The organism is Nonomuraea sp. CA-141351, from assembly GCF_050944675.1.
Lineage (GTDB): Bacteria > Actinomycetota > Actinomycetes > Streptosporangiales > Streptosporangiaceae > Nonomuraea.
In genome coordinates this window covers 3,533,966-3,552,812 of record NZ_CP191982.1, presented here as the reverse complement: position 1 = coordinate 3,552,812, position 18,847 = coordinate 3,533,966, and the positions used below count along the sequence as shown (strand labels likewise).

Sequence of the window (18,847 nt, the reverse complement as noted above, 5' to 3'; positions counted from 1 at the left end):
TCTAATGCCGCCGATCATTAAAGCGAGAGCAAGTGTAGGTAAAATGAAGCAAAGCAGCTTCCGGCGCTGGGCGACGGTCTCGGCGGCCATGGCGATATCGGCCGTCACGCTCCTGCCGGCCGGCGCCGCCGAAGCCGCGGGGTCTCCCGTGGACGTCCAGCTCCTGTCCCTCACCGACTTCCACGGCTATCTGACGCCGCAGAACGACGCCGCGAACGGCACCGTGAAGGACGCCGAGGGCAAGAGCATCGTGGTGGGGGGCGCCCCGTACATCGCCACGCATCTGAAGAACCTTCGGCAGGGGCACGAGAACTCGATCACCTTCACGACGGGCGACGACTTCAGCGGCTGGCCCACCGAGGTCGCCTACCACCAGGACGAGCCCACCGTCGAGTTCCTCAACGCGATCGGCGTGGAGTTCACCGCGGTGGGCAACCACGAGCTCGACCGGTCGCTGGAGTTCCTGCGCGACCACATGGGCAAGGGCCGCTGCTTCGGCGTGGTCGACGTGGACAGCTGCTTCACCGACTCCACCGGCCGCCGGTTCCCTGGCGCGAGCTACACGATCTCCTCCGCCAACATCACCCGCAAGGGCTCCACCAAGCCGATCTTCGAGCCGTACGTGATCAAGAAGGTGAAGGTCCGCGGCGGCAAGAACGTCCGGATCGGGTTCATCAACCTGACCACCCCGACCACGGTCACCGGTTCGACGTCCTACCAGCCGGCGCTGGACAACCTGCCGCTGGTGGAGACCGCGAACAAGTACGCGGCCGAGCTGAAGCGCCGGGGTGTCGAGGCGATCGTGGCCAACGTGCACGAGGGCGGGACCGCGGGAGACGTCTACGACCGCTGCAACAGCAACCCCTCGGGGCCGGTCATCGACTTCGCCAAGCAGGCCTCACCCGACATCGACGCGATCATCACCGGCCACTGGCACGCGCTGTTCAACAACTGCATGATCCCGGACCCGGCGGGCAACCCCCGGCCGGTGGTGGAGGCGGCCAACCACGGACGCCTGATCAACGAGATGAACCTCAAGATCGACCCGAGCACGGGTGACGTCATCCGCTCCGCCACCACCTCGGTGAACCACCCGGTCACCCGCGACGTCACGCCCGACCCCGCGATGACGCGGCTCGTCGACTACTGGAAGGCCCGGGGCACGCAGACGTACGCTCGCCCGGTCGGCAAGATCAGCGGTGACATCACCCGGACCCGCGCCGCCGACGGCGAGAGCACGCTGGGCAACCTCGTCGCCGATGCCGAGTACGCGGACGCCGTGCAGAACGCCGGCGGACCCGTCGATCTGGCGCTGGTGGCCACGGCGCCGCTGAAGGGCTCCAACAGCCTGCGCGGCGATCTGCGCTTCGCCAAGGGCACCAATCCCGCGGACGCCGACGGGACCGTCCTGTTCGGCGAGGCCTGGGCCACGTATGGCTACGCGAACCCCGTGCTCACCGTCTCCCTCACCGGGCAGCAGCTCGAGCAGGCGCTGGAGCAGCAGTGGCAGACGCAGGCCGACGGCACGGTGCGGTTCAGCCCGCTGGCCGTCTCAGCCAACGTCCGGTACTCCTATGACGCCTCGCGGCCGGTGGGTGACCGGGTCGACCCCTCCAAGGTGCTGATCGCCGGCGCTCCGCTGGACGCCGGGCGGACCTATCGGGTGGCCGCGCTCGCATACACCCTGATCGGCGCGGACGGATTCAGCGCGCTGGGCGGCTTCACCGATCCGGTGCGGGGCTCGCGCGACTACGAGGCCTTCCGCTCCTACTTCCAGGCCAACGAGACGGTCGCTCCTCCCGCGCTCGACCGGGTGACCGCGCTCTGACGTCCTGCCCTCTCGGCTCGCCGGCCCGTGACCGTCGGGCCGAGGGGGACGGTGGGCTCATGCCCGTGCCTGGTTCGCCCGGAGGAAGCCGGAGACGAGCGCGGCGGGTCTCGTCGGGGCGCTCGTAGTGCGGCAGGTGTCCCACGCCGTCGAGCAGCCGGAGGTCGGCGCGCGAGAACACCGCACGCACCAGCTCCTCGGACGGCATCGGGGTGACGGGGTCCTGGCGCCCCCAGATGACCTCGACGGGCACGTCAGCGGCGTCGAGGGACCGGTAGAGGGGCTCGGCTCCGTGAATGGGGACGTTCCGGATCGCGGAGATGAGGCTCCGCTTGAAGCCCTGATATCGCAGTTCCGGCAGGAAGGCCTGTACGCGAGCCACGACGCGCTCGTCGCGTGAGTAGCCGGGAATGCGCGCTTCGAGGGCGCGATCTCCGATGAGACGGAACAACGGCTCCCCGACCACGGGCAGGAGTGCCAGGCGCGCGCCGAGGTTGAGCGGAGTGGCGAAGCCGTCGGGCGAGATCAGGCACAGACGGGAGACCCGCTCGGGGTGGGTCACCGCGTACCGCCCTGCTGGCGGAGGCGATCCGGCGCGGCATGACCGCGGGGGTCCTACGCCCCGCCGACCCCGAGGTCCTCGCGCGCGTCGTCTACCGCGGCACGCACGGCGCACTGCACGAAGCGATCTCCGGCACCGCGCCGTACGGCCGCGACGAGGTGGTCAGGACGGTCCAGGACATCATCGGCCAGGTGCGTGCCGTCTAGTTGGGGTTACCGGCGTGGGTGAGGGTCTCCCAGGCGACGAAGAGGTTGTTGGTGCCCGCCGGGCGCTGCTGCTCGGTGAGGGTCTGCGTGTTGGTCATGGCGATGCCCATCCGGTTGTGCAGGGCGTTGAAGCCGACCTCGGTGACCGGCCCCAGGCCCAGGGTGAGGCTCCCGCCGCACAGCCACGACGGTACGGCCGTCCCGAGCTGGTACTTCGCGTGCAGGCCGAGCGCGTGCCGCAGGCGGTCGGCGATCTCCGGGTAGAGGTCCTGCCCCTGGATCCGGGCGGTCTCGGCGATGTGCGCGATCGCCGCCAGGCCGTACCCGGTGTGGGTGAAGTCGCGGCACGTCTCCTGGGACAGCCCGTCGACGAAGGTGTCCTGTCCCTGCCAGTAGTCGACGACCTCCGCCCGCGTGTCGATGCCGGAGCCGGCCGGCCCCTTGGGGAAGGCGCCGTCGCCGGTGAGGTAGACGTACGCGGGCACGCGAGCCCGGAACGTGCTCACGGCCTTGTCGTAAGCGGTCTTGTCCTCCAGGAACACCGCGATCCCGATCGCCGCGTCCATCATCGACAGCTCCCAGTTGCCGTTCGTGCGGAGGCTGCCGTTGATGACCTCGGGCAGGTAGACGTTCCTGAGCATGGTCGCGAAGCGGTTGACGCCCGCGGAGGACCACCCGGTGTACGTGTAGCGGATGATCTCGGCCGCCCTGGGCCAGGACGACCCAGCCCATCCTGTCTGGAGCGGCGCGTTGCTGTTGGTGTGGTCGGTGATCACGGCGGACCAGGCGTCCATGATCTGGATCGCCTTCTCCGCGTACCGGCTGTCCCGCGTGATGTACCAGGCCAGCGCGTCGGTGTAGGCGGCCAGCGCGTCCTGACGCTCATCCGTGCAGCCGTAGTTGGGGTTCGAGTACGAGCCGCACTCCACGACGGCCCGCGGCTTCGGGGTGCGCGACAACGACGCGAGCGAACTCGCGATCATCTGGTCGTAGGCGCCCTTCCACGGCTGGGCGCCGGCGTTGACCTTGGAGCGGACGAAGTCGAGCTGCCCCCTGCTGACGAGCACGCCGGGATGCGTGAAGGCGGCCGGCGCTCTCCGGGCCGAGGCGGCGGGCGCGGACACCCCGCCGGTGATCAGTGCGATGGCCAGCGCGATTGCGAGTGACAGCAGGCTCCCGCGACGACAGAGACGGACCACGGACTCACTCCTTATTTAGGAAAGTTTCCTAAATTTTGGTGAGATCGTAGCCCTGACATGTGTTCTTTACAAGACCTAATCAACGGGCGACAAGGCGGCGGTCGCCGCTCGCGTGAGCCGTCCGCGAAATATTCACCATCTTTTGACGTCTTTGTCGTTATTCGGGCTGACTTGAGCGGTGATCATGGCTGTGTCCGTCGCACCCCACAAGGAGGCTTCGTGCACACTCCGCAACGCCCCGGATCTTCATGGTCGGTAAGGCTCACCGTCGTCCTCGCCGCCATCATCTCCGTCATCGGCCTGGTCACCATCACCCCGGCCGGCGCCTCGGTCTACAACTCCTGCACCATCTCGCGGTGCGCCGACGCGCGCTCGGCCAGCGGAATCTGGTCGTCCAAGGGCTACCCCACCTCCAGCGGCTGGTACTCCTGGCCGGACGGCAGGTACAACTACACCGGCGGGCGCTTCTACAACCGCGAAGGCCAGCTCCCCAGCGGCGCCACCTACTATGAGTACGACGTGTACTCCCGGGCGCGAGGTGCCGCGCGTGACGCGTACCGGATCGTCGTCAACCGCAGCACCGGCGCGGTGTGGTTCTCGCCCAACCACTACACCGACTTCTACCGGCTCTAGGACTCACATGACCTCCGCCGCACGCCCGCTGCCGTACTGGCTGACGGTGTCCACCGGCCCAGCACCGGCGGTGCTGGACGGGCGGGCTTGCCGGACCCGCGCCGCCTTCTTCGAGGAGGTGGCGCGGGCGCTGCGCCTCCCCGGCTACTTCGGCCGCAACTGGGACGCGCTCACCGACTCCCTGCGCGACGCCGGCGCCGTCGCCCTGGTCGTGGAGCATGCCGAGGAACTGCTCAGCGCCGAACCCCCCGAGCAGTTCGCGACTTTGCTGGACGTGTTCGCCGGCGCCGCCGAGGACGGGCTGACCGTGACCCTGTGCACCGACCACGAGGCTCTGCTCCGGCACCGGGTCGCCGCCGCGCTGACCTGAGTGGCCGGCGCCCGGGAATTAGGCCGTCGGTATACAAATACGGCAGTATCTCCCAGATGAACTTCCGGATCGCCGTCCCCTTGATCACTCTGTTCGCGATCTCGGCCTGTGGTCTGTCCCCGGAGGCCGCACCGCGTACGTCCGCGCCGGCACCCTCCCCGAGTGCGACGAGCAAGCCGAGCGCAACAGATCAGGACACCCGCCCCGCCTTGGCGCAGACGCGCAGCACGATGACGGAGAACCTCAAGGTCGAGGTCGTCGGGCTGAACCGGGTCAGGGGCAAGCACCTGATCGTCCAGCTCAGGTTGACCAATACGGGCAGCGACAAGAAGCTGCCGTGGACCGGCGAGATGGGCGACAACACCCGCCCGCTCGGGCAGATCCGCTGGGCGTCCGGCATCGGGGTGCTGGACGCCCAGGCACATGACTGGATCCTGCCGTACCAGCCTGCCGGCTTCCCGTGCCTGTGCAGCGACCAGGACCGTGACGGGCTCGGCTACTTCATCGACCCCGGCGAGTCGATCAGCCTGTACGCGGTCATGCCCGCCCCCTCGGGCAACCCGTCCTCCACCACGGTCGTCACCCCTGTGGGCCCGCCGATGGCAGACGTCCCGATCAGCGATGACCCGCCGGTCACGCCGCCCGGCATGACGATCCCCGACCCGGACGCCGAGCCCGTCACCACCGTCACCCGCCGCCTCGTGACCCCGTCCGAGTCGCTCGACAAATCGGAGGAAACCGCGGACGACGGCAGGGATCTGCAGGTCAACCTCTCCTCCGACGTGCTGTTCGCGGTCAACAAGGCCACGCTCACGCCCAAGGCGAAAACGATCCTGGCGCGTACCGCGAAGCTCATCGACGGCTCGGCCGGCTCCGCCGTGAAGGTGGAGGGGCACGCGGACTCCTCCGGCACCGACGCCATCAACGACCCCCTGTCCACCCGCCGCGCCCAGGCCGTGCGCCAGGCGCTGTCCGCGCTGGTCACCAGGCAGGGCGTGAGCTTCCAGGCCAAGGGGTACGGCTCGCATCGCCCCCTGTACAGCAACGACACCGACGAGGGCAAGCGGCGCAACCGCCGCGTCACCGTGACCTTCGCCAAGCCCCAGCCGTCGGCGTCCGCCGCGCCGTCCACGACCGTCACTCCCGGCGCGACCGGCCTGACGGGCACCGGCAAGGCGGACGGCCAGCCGATCTCCATGGAGATCACCGGCCTGCGACGACTGCCGGGCGGCCTCGGGCTGCTGACGTACCGGATCGCGAACCAAGGTGAGAACGAAGCCTGGTTCAACGAGCTCCACCTTGCGCGGGACTGGATGTCGTTCAAGTACCAGGCCGCCTTCAACGTCACGCTCACCGACGTGGAGGCCGGCCGCGAATACCTGCCCGCCCGCCTCCAGGTCGCCGACGGCAAGGGCGGCGCCGACTTCTACTGCGCCTGCACCGACGTGTCCGGCGTACGCCTGAGCACCGAGAAGTTCGGCCCCGGTCAGGAGCGCGAATTCTGGAGCCTGTTCGCTCTGCCCGAGGCGGCCACCACATTGAAGGTGAAGATCGGGAACTTCCGCGATCTGCAGGTGCCGATTCGGTAGCGGCGTCACTCGAAAGATGTACGCGATCTCCTCAGTCCGCAGGAAGCCGTACGCCCCCGCCCCTCATTAGGGTTCTCGGAGATTCCACCCCTCGCGATCGAGAGAGTTCCCCATGGCCTCTGCCCGCAAGACGCTGATCACCGGTTCGGCCACCTTCGTGGTGGGGCTGGCGCTGTGGCTCATCTTCACGCCGTCTTTCGCGGCGGCGACGTGACGTAGGGCTAAGACGCCGAAGTCAGCAAAGGGCGCGAATCCGGGCACAGGGCGGCATTTACGGCAGCCTTAGGCGGCTCGATGCACTGTTGTTCTGTCGTATACCTTTCGGGAGGATGACATGAGCCCTGGGCCGGACGGATTCAGCACCGCGGAAACCATGTCGAACGAGCCCCCCAGGCGCCGCTTCCCCCGTTCCCTGCTGCTGGTCGCGGCCACGGCGCTCATCGTGGTCACGGGTGCCGGCGTCGCCGGCGCGGCGGTGTTCTCGCCCTCACCGTCCCCGACGCCCACGGCCGGCGACACCACGTCACCGTCGGCGAGCCCGTCCGGAACGCCTTCCGGCAAGCCGGGGGGCCGGGGCTGGGGCCACCGGCTGGGCCTCGGCGGTCCCTCCATCCACGGCGAGTTCGTCGTGCCCGACGGTGAGGGCAAGTACGTGACCGTCGCCACCCAGTACGGCGATGTCACGGCCGTCGACCAGGACTCGATCACGGTCAAGAGCGAGGACGGCTACACCAAGGAGTACGCGGTCAACAGCGACACCCGGATCAACCGCGGCAACGAGGGCATCGACGCGGTGAAGACGGGACAGAAGGTCATGGTCAAGGCGAAGGTGGACGGTGGCACGGCCACCGCCGTCGTGGTCCGCGACGCGACCCTGCGCGAGGGTCTGGGCCGGCGCGACGGGCAGCGCCGGCGTGACGAGGCAGGCCGCTGGCACCGCGACCACCAGCCCAGCCAGCCGCCGACCTCCTCCCCCACCCCGACCTCCACGCCCACGCAGACCTCCTGACCCTGAAAATCATGTCAGCGGTCTCTCCGCGTCGCCATCGCCGCCTGGGCCTGGGCCACCGGACGCGCCGAGCCATGAGCCTCGAGCTCAGCGCCGCCTGCCACTCATGGCCGTCTGGCCACCCACACGGTCCTCTTCGCGCGAACGGCGAGGTCGTCGCGGCGCAGCACGCTCCCGGGGCCATCGCCGTCGATGAGGGTGTCGAGCGTGGCCAGATCGTCGGCGCTCATCCGGCTGTCGAGGCCGGAGCGGAGACGCCGCAGAGATGCCTGGGCGTAACGACCGGTTGCGGCGGGGAGCGGAGGTGTCAGGTCGATGGCGAAGGTCCGCTCGGTCTCGACGGTGAAGCCGGCCTGGGAAAGGCGTGAACCCCAGTCGGCGCCGAGATGCGGCAGCCGGTCGGCCATCGTCTCGGCCCGGACGGCGTGGCAGCGTGCTTCGAGTCCGGGCCGGCCGAGGCCGAGGTCGTCGGGCAGGAAGCGCGGGAAGGAGTCCAATTCGAGCACGGCCAGGAGCCCGCCGGGACGGAGCACCGCGAGGAGCTCCGCGAGGACGCGATCGGGATCCGCCATGTGGTGGAGGGAGGAGGACGCCCAGACCAGGTCGACGGTGTCGATGGCCGGCCACTCCGCGTCCAGATCCGCCTGGACCATGTGGACCCGGTCGGCCAGGCCGAGATCGGCGGCTTTGTCCCTGAGGCGTCGCAGCATGTGCGGGTCCACGTCCAGGGCGATCGCGTCGGCCTCCTCGAAGCGCTGGAGCAGGGCCAGGGTGCCGGCTCCGGTTCCGGCGCCCAGGTCGAGGATCCGGCGGGGAGGCGGGTCGGCGGCCAGTTCGTGGATCCAGGCCGTCACTTCGGACAGGTACGAGTGCAGGACCTCCGCGTCCAGGTCCAAGAGCTCGGCCATGGCCGACTCGCCGCCCTCGGCCACGTGATGGTGATGGTGATGACTTCCCATGCTCAGACCATATGGGCTCCTTGCGCCAATGACATACCATCTTGCGCATGAAGCAAGACGAGGATCTCGACGGTCTGGTGCGCAAGCGGATCAGGGGACTACGCGTGGCCTTGGGCTGGTCGCTCGACGACCTGGCCGCCCGCTGCTACCTGAGCCCGTCCACGTTGAGCCGCATCGAGACGGGCCACCGCCGGATCAGCCTCGACCAGCTCACCTCGATCGCCCGAGCCCTGGGCACCACGCTCGATCAGCTGGTGGAAGCCGTCGACGACGAGGACGTGGTGATCAGGCCGCGGCACGACGAGTCGCGGGGGACGACCACCTGGTTGCTGAGCCGGCAGTCCGGGCCGCACGGTGTGACCGTGGCCAAGATGCGCATCACCAAGCCCGCCCGGCGCGGCACCCACGAGTTGAAAGTCCATCCCGGCAGGGACTGGTTCACCGTCCTGTCGGGGACCGTTGTGCTGCTGCTGGGAGAGCGGACGATCAGGGTGGAGGCCGGCCAGGCGGCCGAGTTCTCCACCATGATCCCCCATGCCTTCGGGGCCGGCGATGGTCCTGCGGAGATCCTGTGCATCCTCGACCACGAAGGACAACGCACCCACCTCCGGCAACTATGAGCCGGCGGCGCACCTCCCCCGCACGGCGTGCTCAGGCGTCGATTGACGATGCCGCCGACCGCGACCCGGCCCGCGGCCGGACCAGCCCCGCCCGTGACCGGATGCCGGCGGTGGCGGCGTTCAGTTCCCGTTCGTCTTTGAACGTCACGTTCCCTTCGTAGGTCACGCCGCTGGGAGGGCTGTCGTGCCCGATTGGATCGGCGTCCCAGAAGTTCCCTCGGTAGACGACGTTCTCCAGCGGCGGCGCCACCGTCAGCACGGCCGTGCTGTCCGCCCGCGCGACGACGTTCCCCTCCACCGTCACCCAGGAGGCGCCGTAGTCGGTGTAGAGCCCGAAGTTGTACGGCGTGCGCGTGTCCTCGATGACGTTGCCCTGCACCAGCGCCCCGTCGTCACGCGAGGTCCCCTGCGACCCGCTCAGGTAGATCCCGCCCCCGTCGGCCAGCACCCCCATGGTGTCCACGGTGAGGTTGCGCAGGACGCGCGCCCCCACCCCCGGCCCGACGACGATGCCGCAGTGCGGAACGTCCGCGACCTCGTTCCGCGCGACCACACACCCCTTCGCGCCCATCACGGCGATCCCCGGTGACCCGCTGTATTCGAGCCCGACGTGATGCACCCAGGTGTCCTCGATCGTGACCTCCCGCCCGCCCGACACCGAGACGCCGCCGCCCGACAGCGTGTCGAGGTCACATCCGCGCACCACGACCCCGGCGCCGCCGGCGATCCTCAGCCCGGACGCCCCCAGCCGGGTGAAGCGGCAGCCTTCGATCTCCACCCCGGCCACGTCCTCGAACGTCACGCACGCCGGGATCGCCGCCGACGCGGCCGGGAACGTCACCGACGCCCCCTCCCCCAGGACGGCCGTCTCGACGCCACCTCCCTCGTAGTAGCCGCTGCCGTGATAGTGCAGGAAACCCTCGGGCCGGCTCGGGCGCAGCCAGGTCGCGTCGGCGAACACGATGCCCCTGAACGCCACGTTCCGCGCCCCCACGGCGCTCAGGAGCGTTTCCAGCGCCGGCGCGACCACCCGCGTACGCGCGGGATCCTCGCCTGCAGCAGGCAGGTAGAGCAGGACGTGCCGGCCGGGAAGCGAGCGGTCGAGCACGAACGTGCCCGGCTCGTTGAGGAAGGCGGCGTCGTTCTCGATGCGGGTGGGCAGCCCGAACCCCCGCGACGTCCGGCCTTCCCAGGTGGAGTTGTAGAGCTCGGCCGCCCATCCGAACGCCGGCTGATCCATGGTGATCACCGTCGACCCGCCGTCCCCCGAGACACCGGCCACTCCACAGCGGGCCTCGGTCCACGGGTAGACGCCCCGGTAGACGAACTCGACGTCGCCCGGGCTCCGCCAGCCGAGCGGGTCGGCGCTGTCCGTGACGTAACCCGTGACGTTATAGGTGGTAGTGCCGGGCAGGCCGGGGATACCGGCGCGGTGGGCGCGGCGGCCGTCCACGTAGAGCTGGCGGAAGTCCAGGTCGCCGACGTCGGCCGACCACACGCCGTCCTCTCCCACGCGCCAGTCCGTGATGCGGCGCCCACCGCTCACCACGACCTCCTCCTGCTCCGGCGTGCCGTAGCCGTACGCCTGGTAGACGGTGCCGGAGTCGGCCTCGGTGAGGTCCAACGGCCGGGCCGGCACGTGGGTGCCCTCCCTGAGGTGCACGACGGCGTCCCCCGCCGTCTCCCGGGCCGCTGACCGGGCGCGTTCGAGCGTGGCGAAGGGATGTTCGGCTGTGCCCGGCCACGTGTCGTCACCGGAAGGTGCGACATAGAAGTGGAACATCGGAATCCCCTTTGCTGTTTATGGCGTACACGTAGTACTACACCATAAACAAGGAGGACGCCAATGACGCGAGGCAGAGCCGGGGATCCCGACCACGGGCTCGAGTTGCTGTGGCGAGCGCGGGAGCGCGAGCCGCGGCCCGGCCTGAGCCTGGACAGGATCGTGCGGGCCGGCATCGAGCTGGCCGACGCGGAGGGCCTGGCCGGCCTGTCGATGCGCAAGGTGGCCGACCGGCTCGGCTTCACGACCATGTCCCTCTACCGCCACGTGCCCGGCCGGGACCAGCTCGTCGACCTGATGGTGGACGAGGTCATGGGCGAGCACCCCGACGACGTGCCGGGCGCCGGAGGCTGGCGGGCGCGGCTGGAGGCCGGCGCCAGGCAGGCGTGGCGGATCAGGCAAAGGCACCCATGGCTGGCCGAGGTACGCGGCAGCCGCCACCTTCCCGGCCCCAAGGGCGTCGCCCACTACGACTACATGCTGAGCACCCTCATCGGCACCGCGCTCACGCCGTCCGAGGTGATCGCCGTCATCGGCCTGGTCGGCAGGTTCGTCGACGCCGAGGCCCTGCTCCTGCTCGAGACCCGGCGCGAGGAGCGGCGCAGCGGCGTCTCCGAGGAGGAGTGGTGGGGCGCCCGCGACACGCTCTACGAGCGCCTCGACCGCTACCCCGCGATCTCCCACCTGTGGACGGCCGGCGGCTGGGACGCCCCCGAGGACTCCTTCGAGTTCGGCCTGCGCCGCCTGCTGGACGGCGTCGAGGCCCTGATCAACTTTCGTGATGAAAAGCGTGACGAAACTCAGGTCTGCGAGGAGTGCGGCAGGCCACTGGAGCCAGCGGCGTCGGGCCGCCCCCGCGTCTACTGCTCCCGCGCCTGCCAGCAACGCGCCTACCGCAAGCGCAGATCAGGCTAGGACGCGAGGACGCCCCACTCGGACAACACCAGGTCCACGAACTTCGCGGGATGGTCCAGGTGCAGGAAGTGCCCGGCTTCCGGCCACACCACGGTCGCCGATCGCCGGTGTCCGGGCAGCCCCGCCTCCCACTGCGCGGCTTCCGGCACATTGTGCACGGCGAGCACGGGGCAGGTCCGTCTGGCCAGGTAGCGCTCGGACTCCCGGCGCACCCCGAACGCGCCCGGCACGGTGTACATCCCGGCGTAGCACTCGGCCAGCACGTGACCGGGCGTGGCCAGAAGTTGCCCGATGATCGGCGCGGGGAGCGGTCCGAGCTGCCGCAAAGCCGCAGCCGCGCCGTCGGCACGCAACGCCGCCAGCCGCCCGGGGATGAGCCGCTCCTCCGCCTCGTCCGCGCCGTAGGCGGGGGCGATGGCCACCAGCGCGCTGACCAGTTCCGGATGCTCGACCGCCAGCGCGGTGACCACCTGGGCGCCCATGGAGTGCCCGATGGCCACCACCGGCTCCTCCAGCAGCGGCAGCAGGTCACGGGCCAGGTCGGCGGGCCGATATCCGGTCGCCGGAGCCGGGGACCTGCCGTGGCCGCGCAGGTCGGGGGCGATCACCCGGCGACCGCCGAAGTCCAGCGCGTGCCACACCCGGTGGTCGCCTCCCCAGCCGTGCACCAGGAGCAGCGCCGGCCCTTCGTGTCCTCGGGTCTCCACGTGCACGTTCATGTGTCGTACCTGATCTGCTCGAACCGCGCGGCACAGCCCTCGCCCGCCAGGTCCTGCACCCAGAATCCGAAGAACGCGCCGGTGAAGCCGAACGAGCGCACATGACCGTCGACGAACTCGTCGGCGTGCTCGTCCGACAGGATCGTCGCGTCCAGCTCGGGGCCGTCGTTGAAGCGCACGACCGGCCCGTCGAACTCCACCCGCAGCCTGACCTCGGGCCCCGCCGGCCCGAGCAGGTGCTCGGTGCGGGTGCCCCGGTCGCTGCTGGTCAGCACCAGGCCGTCCGTGGTCAGGGCGAGGTGGTGCCAGTTGCGTGAGTTGTAGTACGCGGTGATGCCCGCCGACTGATGGACGCTGTCCGGCTCGAACCGCATGACGGCCTCAAGGGAGCACTTGTGCGCCGTGACCCGGCGGGCGACCAGGCTCGGGCTGCGCAGGCCGTACGGGGACTGGCCGCCCTGGATGGTGAGGCCGCCGGGGTCGGCGACCAGCCAGTCCGGCGAGGCGGGCCGCCGCAGCGTGCTCCAGTCGAGCCCGAGCCCGCTGGGGGCATCCTCGGTCACCGGCCACGGATGGGCGGGCAGCGCGGGCGGGACCACCTCGACGGCGGGCACACCGCCCGCCACGCGCGGCCAGCCGTCCTCCCAGACCACGCGCTGCAGCGCGGTCTCACGCCCGAGCACGCACCTGCGGTTGTGGTACGGCCGGGCCACGAGGTGAGCGACGTACCACTCCCCCGTCTGCGTCTGCACCAGGCAGCCGTGCCCCGCCTTCTGCAACTCCAGGCTCGGGTCGTGCCGCGAGGTGAGCATCGGCCCCGCCGGATCCTCCTCGTACGGCCCGGCCAGCGACCGGGACCGCAGCACCGTGACGCCGTGCTCATAACCGGTGCCGCCCTCGGCCGCCATCAAGTAGTACCAGCCGTCGATCTTGTAAATGTGGGGGCCTTCGGTGATGTTGCGGTTGGGCAGGATCAGCTCGGGTTTGCCGCCATCCAGAGGTTGCAGCTCGATCCCCGCGAACCCGCGTCCCGGCCGGGAGTCGAAGACCATGTTGAGCAGCCGGCTCCGGCCGTCCTCGTGGTAGAGGGCGGCGTCGAAGCCGCGGCCGGGCAGCCGTACCGGGTCGGACCACGGCCCTTCGATCGAAGGCGCGGTGATCAGGTAGTTGGCGATGTCCTTGTACCCGAGCGCGTAGTTGTCCATCACGCCGTAGACGAGGTGGAACAGCCCGTCGTGGTAGGTCAGGTCGGGCGCCCAGACGCCGCCGGAGTCGGGCACGCCGGACAGGTCGAGCAGCCTGCGCTCGGTAAGGATGCCACCCAGCGGACGCCAGTTCACCAGGTCGCGTGAGTGGTGGACGCGCACGCCCGGATACCACTCGAAGGTGGACGTGGCCAGGTAGTAGTCCTCCCCCACCCGCACAATCGACGGGTCCGGGTGGAAACCGGGCAGGACGGGATTGCGGATCATGCGATCTCCACACTCTTTCCAGCAGGCAGCTCGACTTCTCGGCGCAGTCCCGAGGCACGATGGATCACCGTGACGATCTGATCGACAGGTGAGGTGAGCCTGGCGCGCACGCCGTCGCCCCAGGTCAGCTCCTCGACCGTCACCCGGCCCCGGCAGCGGACACCTCTCACGCGGCCCCGCTCGAGGGTCGACGGCAGCGCGGGCAGCAGCTCGACGGTCCCCGGCCGCGAGTAGACCAGCAGCTCCAGGAAGACGCCCGGCAGGGTGATGGCCGCGTCGGCGTTGTAGACCTCGCGGCCGGGGTTGTGGGAGCTCATCAACGAGTCGAAGAACATCCCATTGTCCAGAATTTTCCGGACATTCGCCCAGGCCAGCTCCCCGTCCTTCAGCCGCGCCGCCGCCAGCGCCCGGTGCAGGCTCCCGTGCGCCGACAGGTTCTCATCGCCCCTGAGCACGAGGGCTTCGCGGGCGGCCGCCGCCAGCTCCGGCGTGTCGTCGGGGTTGATCTCGTGCAGCGGCCAGACCGGGTACAGGTGACTGACATGCCGGTGATCTTCGTACGGCTCCACGTCCGCGATCCACTCGGCCAGCGCACCCCTCTCGTCGATCTTGTACGGCGGAAGCCGCTCGCTCGCCGGGGAGCCGCCGAGCGCGTGCCTGGCCGCCGCGACGTCCATGGTGGCGTTGACGCAGGCGAACGGCCCGCCGCCCGGCCCGGCCTCGGGCGAGAACGACGGCACCACGCTCCCGTCCGTCCCGGCGAGGAAGTCCTCCCAGAACAGGCGGCACTCCGCCAGCCACTCCTCCAGCTCGGGGATCGGCTCGCCGGTTGTCTCGGCGTGCTCGACCAGCGGATACAGCAGCCAGTCCGCCCCGGCCAGCCACATCGTCCATGGCCAGTCGGCGTTCAGGTGGAACAGGTGGCCGTTCTCTCCATCCGTGCGGCTCGGCGCGAGGATGCCCCTGACGCCGTAGACCTCTCTGGCGTTGCTGCGCCAGTGGTCGATCTGACCTCGGATGAGGTTCGCGTACCCGTCGATCAGCTCCGGCATCGCGCCGATGTTGACGCCCGACATCTGGAGGTTGAGGTTGGCGTCGGTGGTGAAGTCGCCCGACCAGGCCGCTCCCCACTCCCCCAGCCACAGGCCGGTCAGCCTCGGCGGGAGGATGCCGCAGGAGCTGAGCAGGAGGTAGCGGCCCGCGTGGAACAGCCGCTCCACCAGCGCGGCGCCCGCCAGTTCGCCGACCGGCCTGGCCCGCTCGTCCGGGGTGGCGCCCAGGTCGAGGGTGACGCGCTCGTAGAGCGGGCGGTGCCGGGCGACGTGCCTGCGCAACAGGCCGTCGTACCCCGGCGCGGCCAGATCCCCCAGTTCGGTGGCCTCAAGCGGCGCGGTCCCGCTTTTCTCGTGCCGGGCCACCTTCGTCAGCAGCAGCACCTCGGACGCGCCCGTCACGGTCACCGTGTCGCCCTCCACCGCGACGGTCCCGCCGCGTGGCCGGACGAGGGTGAGCCCCTCGAAGCCGGAGGCGCCCCGGCCCTCGGGCGGGTAGGTGCCGCGGATCCGCAGGAAGACCTGGCCGTCCTGCTCGCCGGCCACCGTCTCGTAGCGGACCGTCTCCGGCCTGCCGGGCAGGTCGCCGGTCAGGCGGAGGGTGACGTCGCCGGTGAGGCGCTGGACGACGACCGAATCGGCGCGGGACACGAAGGCCCGGTGCGACTCCCCCGGACCCGTGGTGACCTCGCCGGTGGTGAAGTCGGTGGTGCGGCGATACTCCCCGTCCGGGGCCGGACGTGAGATCACCAGCTCCCAGCCCGGGTGGAACGGCTGGGTCCACTCCAGACTCCGGCCGCCGGCCGCCAGCGCCTGGGCCTCGACCGGCCGCCCGGCCAGCAGGAGGGAACGGATCTCGGCCAGCAGGTGCGCGGTAGCGGGCGGGCGGCGGTCGCGGGTGCCGTTGGGCAGCACGAACCGGTGGTGATCGACCACCACCCGCTCCTCCCGCGGCCCGCCGTACACCATGATCCCGACCTCGCCGTTGCCGGAGAGGAACGCGTCCTCCCAGGTGGGCGCGGGCGACAGGTCGAGCAAGGAGTGCATCAGTCCTCCAGGTAAAGCACCATTGTGCTGAGCGGTCCTACCTCGATCGGGCGGCCGAGGGGAACGCGGCGGCCGGTGACGAGATTACGGGCGTGGCCGGAGCCGGTCACATGCAGGGTGCGGGAGCGCTCTTCCGAGGTGTTCATGCCGATGAGGTACCGGCCGTAGGAGCAGCGGTAGAACTGCGCCTTGCCGACGAAGAGCTTCTCGACACCGGGGAAGTCCACGCCGAGTGCCGGGTCGGGCACGTCGGCGGGGTGCGGGCCGACCTTGAGTACCTCGCCGGCGAAGGCCTGGTGCAGTCCGGGGCCGGGAGGTGGGAAGCCGCCGGGCGGGATGTGGGAGGCGGCGGGGTCGTTGATGGCGAAGGAGAAGCAGACCCAGTCGGCCTCGGTCCAGGTGTCGCCGGTGGGCGTGACCTGGCACTGCTGCCGGATGGTGGCGACCCGGTGGGTGTCCGGGGTGATGTGGTGGACGCGGGCCAGGTTGTTGACGGCCTGCCGGGCGCGCCAGTAGAGGGAGGCGTAGAGGATCTCCTTGCCGTTCTTGATCGCGACGACGCCGTTCTCCTCGTCGGAGAAGACGAAGCCGGGGGCGTCCCAGTCCATGGGGAACAGCTTCCCCGTCGCGGGCAGCGCCTGGAAGGCGGGCCAGTCGCGCTGGACCAGGCGCAGGGCGTTGAGCCCGACCCGTGGCCAGGTGTTGGTGAGCAGCAGGTCGAGGTGGCCGAAGAACTGGTTGTCGGCGATCATGCGCTGGGCGTGTCCGGCGATCGAAGGGTCGCCGAGCACGGCCGCGGCCATGACGGGGTGGCCGTCCCAGGCCAGGCGCTGGGCGTAGACGACGTCACCGGGATAGTGGTCGTCGCGCCAGCCGACGGCGGCCTCCATGCGCATGGTGCGGTAGCCGTCGTTGTCGACCTCGGGGTAGCGGAAGACGGCCCGCGCGTTGATCATCTTGATCAGCTGCGCCTTCAGCGCCGGGTCCTCGACCCCGTCGAAGCGGGTGACGGCCTCGTAGAGCAGGACCAGCCAGTCGGTCACTTCACCGTAGTTGCCTACGTACCCGAGCTCCCTGGTCAATCCCTTCCTGGTGACCTGGTAGAAGTGCTCACCGAGGATCTTGCTGGGGTTGCCGGAGGCGTCCTCCCGGCCGAGGAAGGGCTTCAGGCCGACGGCCTGGTGGATGTAGTCGCGGGCCTTCTCCTCGGTCAGCGGGGCCTGGTCCGGATTTATCAGCATCAGGGCGCGATTGCACCGGTAGATGCCGAGCGCGCAGATCTGCACCTGGTTGCTGTAGTGCGGCATGTGCTGGCGCCAGTACGAGACGGACTCGGCCAGCATCCTGGTGTAGGCGTCGCGCCGTACCGGGAGATCGCCCTGGTCGGGCTGGGTGGCCCCGTCCAGCGGCGTGACCTCCACGTCGTCGAACCAGGCGGTGCCGCCGCCCTCGACCCGGACGTCGAGCCGGAGCTCGACCGCCGTGGCCGGGGTGGTCAGCTCCGCGGTGATCTGGGTCCACTCCTGGGTGCCGGCGGGGGCGTAGAACTTGTTGTCGGTGCCGGCGATCTTCCCGGCGGCGTCGTAGAAGAGCACGTCGAGGTACGCGCCCGGCGCCACGACGTCCTGGGTCCTGACCCAGACGCTGTAGCGGTGCCTGCCCTGGCCGATGAGGGTACGGTTCTGGGCGGTGTTCCAGCCCGCGGCGGCGCCGGCGGCGGCCGTGACCTTGACCGAGCGCGAGCCACTGCGCTTGACCGTGTCGTCCCAGAGCCAGGTGGCCGTGCCCGCCCATCGGGCGGTGGACCAGGAGGCGGGGGACGTGCCGCCGCGCTCGAAGCCCGGGTTGGGCGCGCCCACGGTCCGCCCGCCGACCGGGCGTTCCAGCCGGTCGCCCAGGACGTCGCGGAGCAGCAGGAGCGCCAGGCCTACCTTGGCGAAGCCCTCCCACTGCTGGTCGGAGGCGGTCAGCACGGTCGGGTCGGTGAGCCACTTCGTGTAGCGGGCGTCGATGGCCGCCAGCACCTGGTCGATCGCGTCCGGATTCTGGTGGGCGGGGCTCTCGGGCCAGTGATAGCCCTCGGCCAGCCCCTGGAAGGCCCAGGAGTCGAGCGAGGCGGGGTTGCCGTTGAGCCAGTTGCGGTGCTCGGTCAGCACCCTCGCCTTGACCTGCTCCAGCACCTCGGGTCCGGGTGCGGGCCGGGCGGGCGCGTCGGGCGCGGGGCCCTGGATGCCGTCGCCGGGGAAGTACGGCTCGGCATGGGTGTAGACGCGGTAGAAGGGGCGGCCGGGCTTGTCCATCGACCGGTAGAACTCGGCCGCGTTCTGCCCGTAGCCCCAGATCCGGCCCATCGACCTGATCTCCAGCGTGACCTGCTCGCGGTCGCGCGTCATCGCCTCGGGCAGCGGCAGCGTGTGGTAGTGGAAGCGGCCCGGCGAGTGGGCGTCCAGGCTGAGGATGTCCAGCGGGTCGACCGCGCCCAGATGGTAGTGACCGACCTGCTTGCCGTCGCAGAAGAGCTGGAGCCGCGACTGGTCGGCCTCGCTCGCGGCGTGGTCGCCGCCCCAGAGCTTGATCGTGACGTACGTGGTGCCGCTCGGCACACACCTGACGGTGAAGGAGATCGTGCCGCCCCAGACCCCGGCAGGCTCTTGGGGGTTGAGCACGCGGGCGGACTGGCCGAGCCCGCCCGCCACGACCTCCGAGCGGTCGGCGGTCACCGCGTGGGCGGCTTCGGAGGCCTTGTCCCCGAAGACCACCACGTCCAGCGGCTCCTCACGGCGGGGTGTCGCGGCGGCGGCCTCGCCGGTCCATAACCACGTGGCGGCGGCCAGCGCGCCCGAGGACGCCAGCACGGTCCTCCGGCTGATGTGATGCGCCATCG

The 18,847-nt window shown here is 70.3% G+C and carries 17 protein-coding genes; 9 read left to right on the top strand and 8 right to left on the bottom strand.

The window, feature by feature from the left end; translation table 11 throughout:
* Positions 1-43: 43 nt before the first annotated feature.
* Positions 44-1,828 (top strand): bifunctional metallophosphatase/5'-nucleotidase, encoded by a 1,785-nt coding sequence (locus ACQPWU_RS16895; protein ID WP_433441024.1) that lies wholly within the window; start codon positions 44-46, stop codon positions 1,826-1,828.
* Here the strand turns inward: ACQPWU_RS16895 and ACQPWU_RS16890 are convergent.
* Positions 1,722-2,390 carry an alpha/beta fold hydrolase gene (locus ACQPWU_RS16890; protein ID WP_433441022.1) on the bottom strand — a complete coding sequence of 223 codons (669 nt, stop codon included), beginning with the start codon at positions 2,388-2,390 and terminating at the stop codon, positions 1,722-1,724. The genes ACQPWU_RS16895 and ACQPWU_RS16890 overlap by 107 nt on opposite strands.
* A 38-nt stretch (positions 2,391-2,428) precedes the next feature.
* Here ACQPWU_RS16890 and ACQPWU_RS16885 point away from each other — a divergent pair, with 38 nt between their 5' ends.
* Positions 2,429-2,596: a hypothetical protein gene (locus ACQPWU_RS16885; RefSeq protein ID WP_433441020.1), complete on the top strand. Its 168-nt coding sequence runs from the start codon at positions 2,429-2,431 to the stop codon at positions 2,594-2,596.
* Here ACQPWU_RS16885 and ACQPWU_RS16880 read toward each other — a convergent pair.
* Positions 2,593-3,795 (bottom strand): alginate lyase family protein, encoded by a 1,203-nt coding sequence (locus tag ACQPWU_RS16880; RefSeq protein ID WP_433441018.1) that lies wholly within the window; start codon positions 3,793-3,795, stop codon positions 2,593-2,595. The genes ACQPWU_RS16885 and ACQPWU_RS16880 overlap by 4 nt on opposite strands.
* Before the next feature lie 219 nt (positions 3,796-4,014).
* Here ACQPWU_RS16880 and ACQPWU_RS16875 point away from each other — a divergent pair, with 219 nt between their 5' ends.
* The 5 genes from ACQPWU_RS16875 (at position 4,015) to ACQPWU_RS16855 (ending at position 7,396) form a co-directional block, all read left to right on the top strand.
* Positions 4,015-4,428: a ribonuclease domain-containing protein gene (locus ACQPWU_RS16875; protein ID WP_433441016.1), complete on the top strand. Its 414-nt coding sequence runs from the start codon at positions 4,015-4,017 to the stop codon at positions 4,426-4,428.
* A gap of 7 nt (positions 4,429-4,435) precedes the next feature.
* The gene (locus ACQPWU_RS16870) at positions 4,436-4,798 is read left to right on the top strand and encodes a barstar family protein (RefSeq protein WP_433441015.1); all 363 of its coding nucleotides are present in this window, start codon (positions 4,436-4,438) and stop codon (positions 4,796-4,798) included.
* 56 nt (positions 4,799-4,854) lie between these two features.
* Positions 4,855-6,387, top strand: coding sequence for an OmpA family protein (locus ACQPWU_RS16865; RefSeq protein WP_433441013.1), 1,533 nt, complete (start codon positions 4,855-4,857; stop codon positions 6,385-6,387).
* Positions 6,388-6,499: 112 nt separating this feature from the next.
* Complete coding sequence (locus ACQPWU_RS16860; RefSeq protein WP_433441011.1) at positions 6,500-6,601, top strand: DUF5708 family protein; 102 nt, start codon at positions 6,500-6,502, stop codon at positions 6,599-6,601.
* 159 nt (positions 6,602-6,760) lie between these two features.
* The gene (locus tag ACQPWU_RS16855) at positions 6,761-7,396 is read left to right on the top strand and encodes a hypothetical protein (RefSeq protein WP_433441009.1); all 636 of its coding nucleotides are present in this window, start codon (positions 6,761-6,763) and stop codon (positions 7,394-7,396) included.
* Positions 7,397-7,500: 104 nt separating this feature from the next.
* Here ACQPWU_RS16855 and ACQPWU_RS16850 read toward each other — a convergent pair whose 3' ends face one another.
* Positions 7,501-8,355: a class I SAM-dependent methyltransferase gene (locus tag ACQPWU_RS16850; protein ID WP_433441007.1), complete on the bottom strand. Its 855-nt coding sequence runs from the start codon at positions 8,353-8,355 to the stop codon at positions 7,501-7,503.
* A gap of 47 nt (positions 8,356-8,402) precedes the next feature.
* Here ACQPWU_RS16850 and ACQPWU_RS16845 point away from each other — a divergent pair, with 47 nt between their 5' ends.
* Positions 8,403-8,975: a helix-turn-helix domain-containing protein gene (locus ACQPWU_RS16845; RefSeq protein WP_433441005.1), complete on the top strand. Its 573-nt coding sequence runs from the start codon at positions 8,403-8,405 to the stop codon at positions 8,973-8,975.
* Positions 8,976-9,006: 31 nt separating this feature from the next.
* Here the strand turns inward: ACQPWU_RS16845 and ACQPWU_RS16840 are convergent, their stop codons facing one another.
* The gene (locus ACQPWU_RS16840; protein WP_433441003.1) at positions 9,007-10,758 is read right to left on the bottom strand and encodes a right-handed parallel beta-helix repeat-containing protein; all 1,752 of its coding nucleotides are present in this window, start codon (positions 10,756-10,758) and stop codon (positions 9,007-9,009) included.
* Positions 10,759-10,821: 63 nt separating this feature from the next.
* Between ACQPWU_RS16840 and ACQPWU_RS16835 the strand changes: the two genes are divergently transcribed.
* Positions 10,822-11,673 carry a TetR/AcrR family transcriptional regulator gene (locus ACQPWU_RS16835; RefSeq protein ID WP_433441001.1) on the top strand — a complete coding sequence of 284 codons (852 nt, stop codon included), beginning with the start codon at positions 10,822-10,824 and terminating at the stop codon, positions 11,671-11,673.
* On the opposite strand, the gene ACQPWU_RS16830 is transcribed toward ACQPWU_RS16835, so the two are convergent.
* From ACQPWU_RS16830 to ACQPWU_RS16815, 4 genes are read right to left on the bottom strand one after another with little or no spacing between them, the layout of a single operon-like run.
* Positions 11,670-12,392, bottom strand: a complete 723-nt coding sequence (locus tag ACQPWU_RS16830) for an alpha/beta fold hydrolase (RefSeq protein WP_433440999.1) — start codon at positions 12,390-12,392, stop codon at positions 11,670-11,672. The two genes, ACQPWU_RS16835 and ACQPWU_RS16830, sit on opposite strands and share 4 nt — an antisense overlap.
* The gene (locus ACQPWU_RS16825) at positions 12,389-13,864 is read right to left on the bottom strand and encodes a glycoside hydrolase family 43 protein (protein WP_433440997.1); all 1,476 of its coding nucleotides are present in this window, start codon (positions 13,862-13,864) and stop codon (positions 12,389-12,391) included. The genes ACQPWU_RS16830 and ACQPWU_RS16825 overlap by 4 nt, the downstream gene beginning before the upstream one ends.
* Positions 13,861-15,963: a glycoside hydrolase family 95 protein gene (locus tag ACQPWU_RS16820; RefSeq protein WP_433440995.1), complete on the bottom strand. Its 2,103-nt coding sequence runs from the start codon at positions 15,961-15,963 to the stop codon at positions 13,861-13,863. The genes ACQPWU_RS16825 and ACQPWU_RS16820 overlap by 4 nt, the downstream gene beginning before the upstream one ends.
* Positions 15,963-18,845 (bottom strand): hypothetical protein, encoded by a 2,883-nt coding sequence (locus ACQPWU_RS16815; protein ID WP_433440993.1) that lies wholly within the window; start codon positions 18,843-18,845, stop codon positions 15,963-15,965. The genes ACQPWU_RS16820 and ACQPWU_RS16815 overlap by 1 nt, the downstream gene beginning before the upstream one ends.
* Positions 18,846-18,847: the final 2 nt, after the last annotated feature.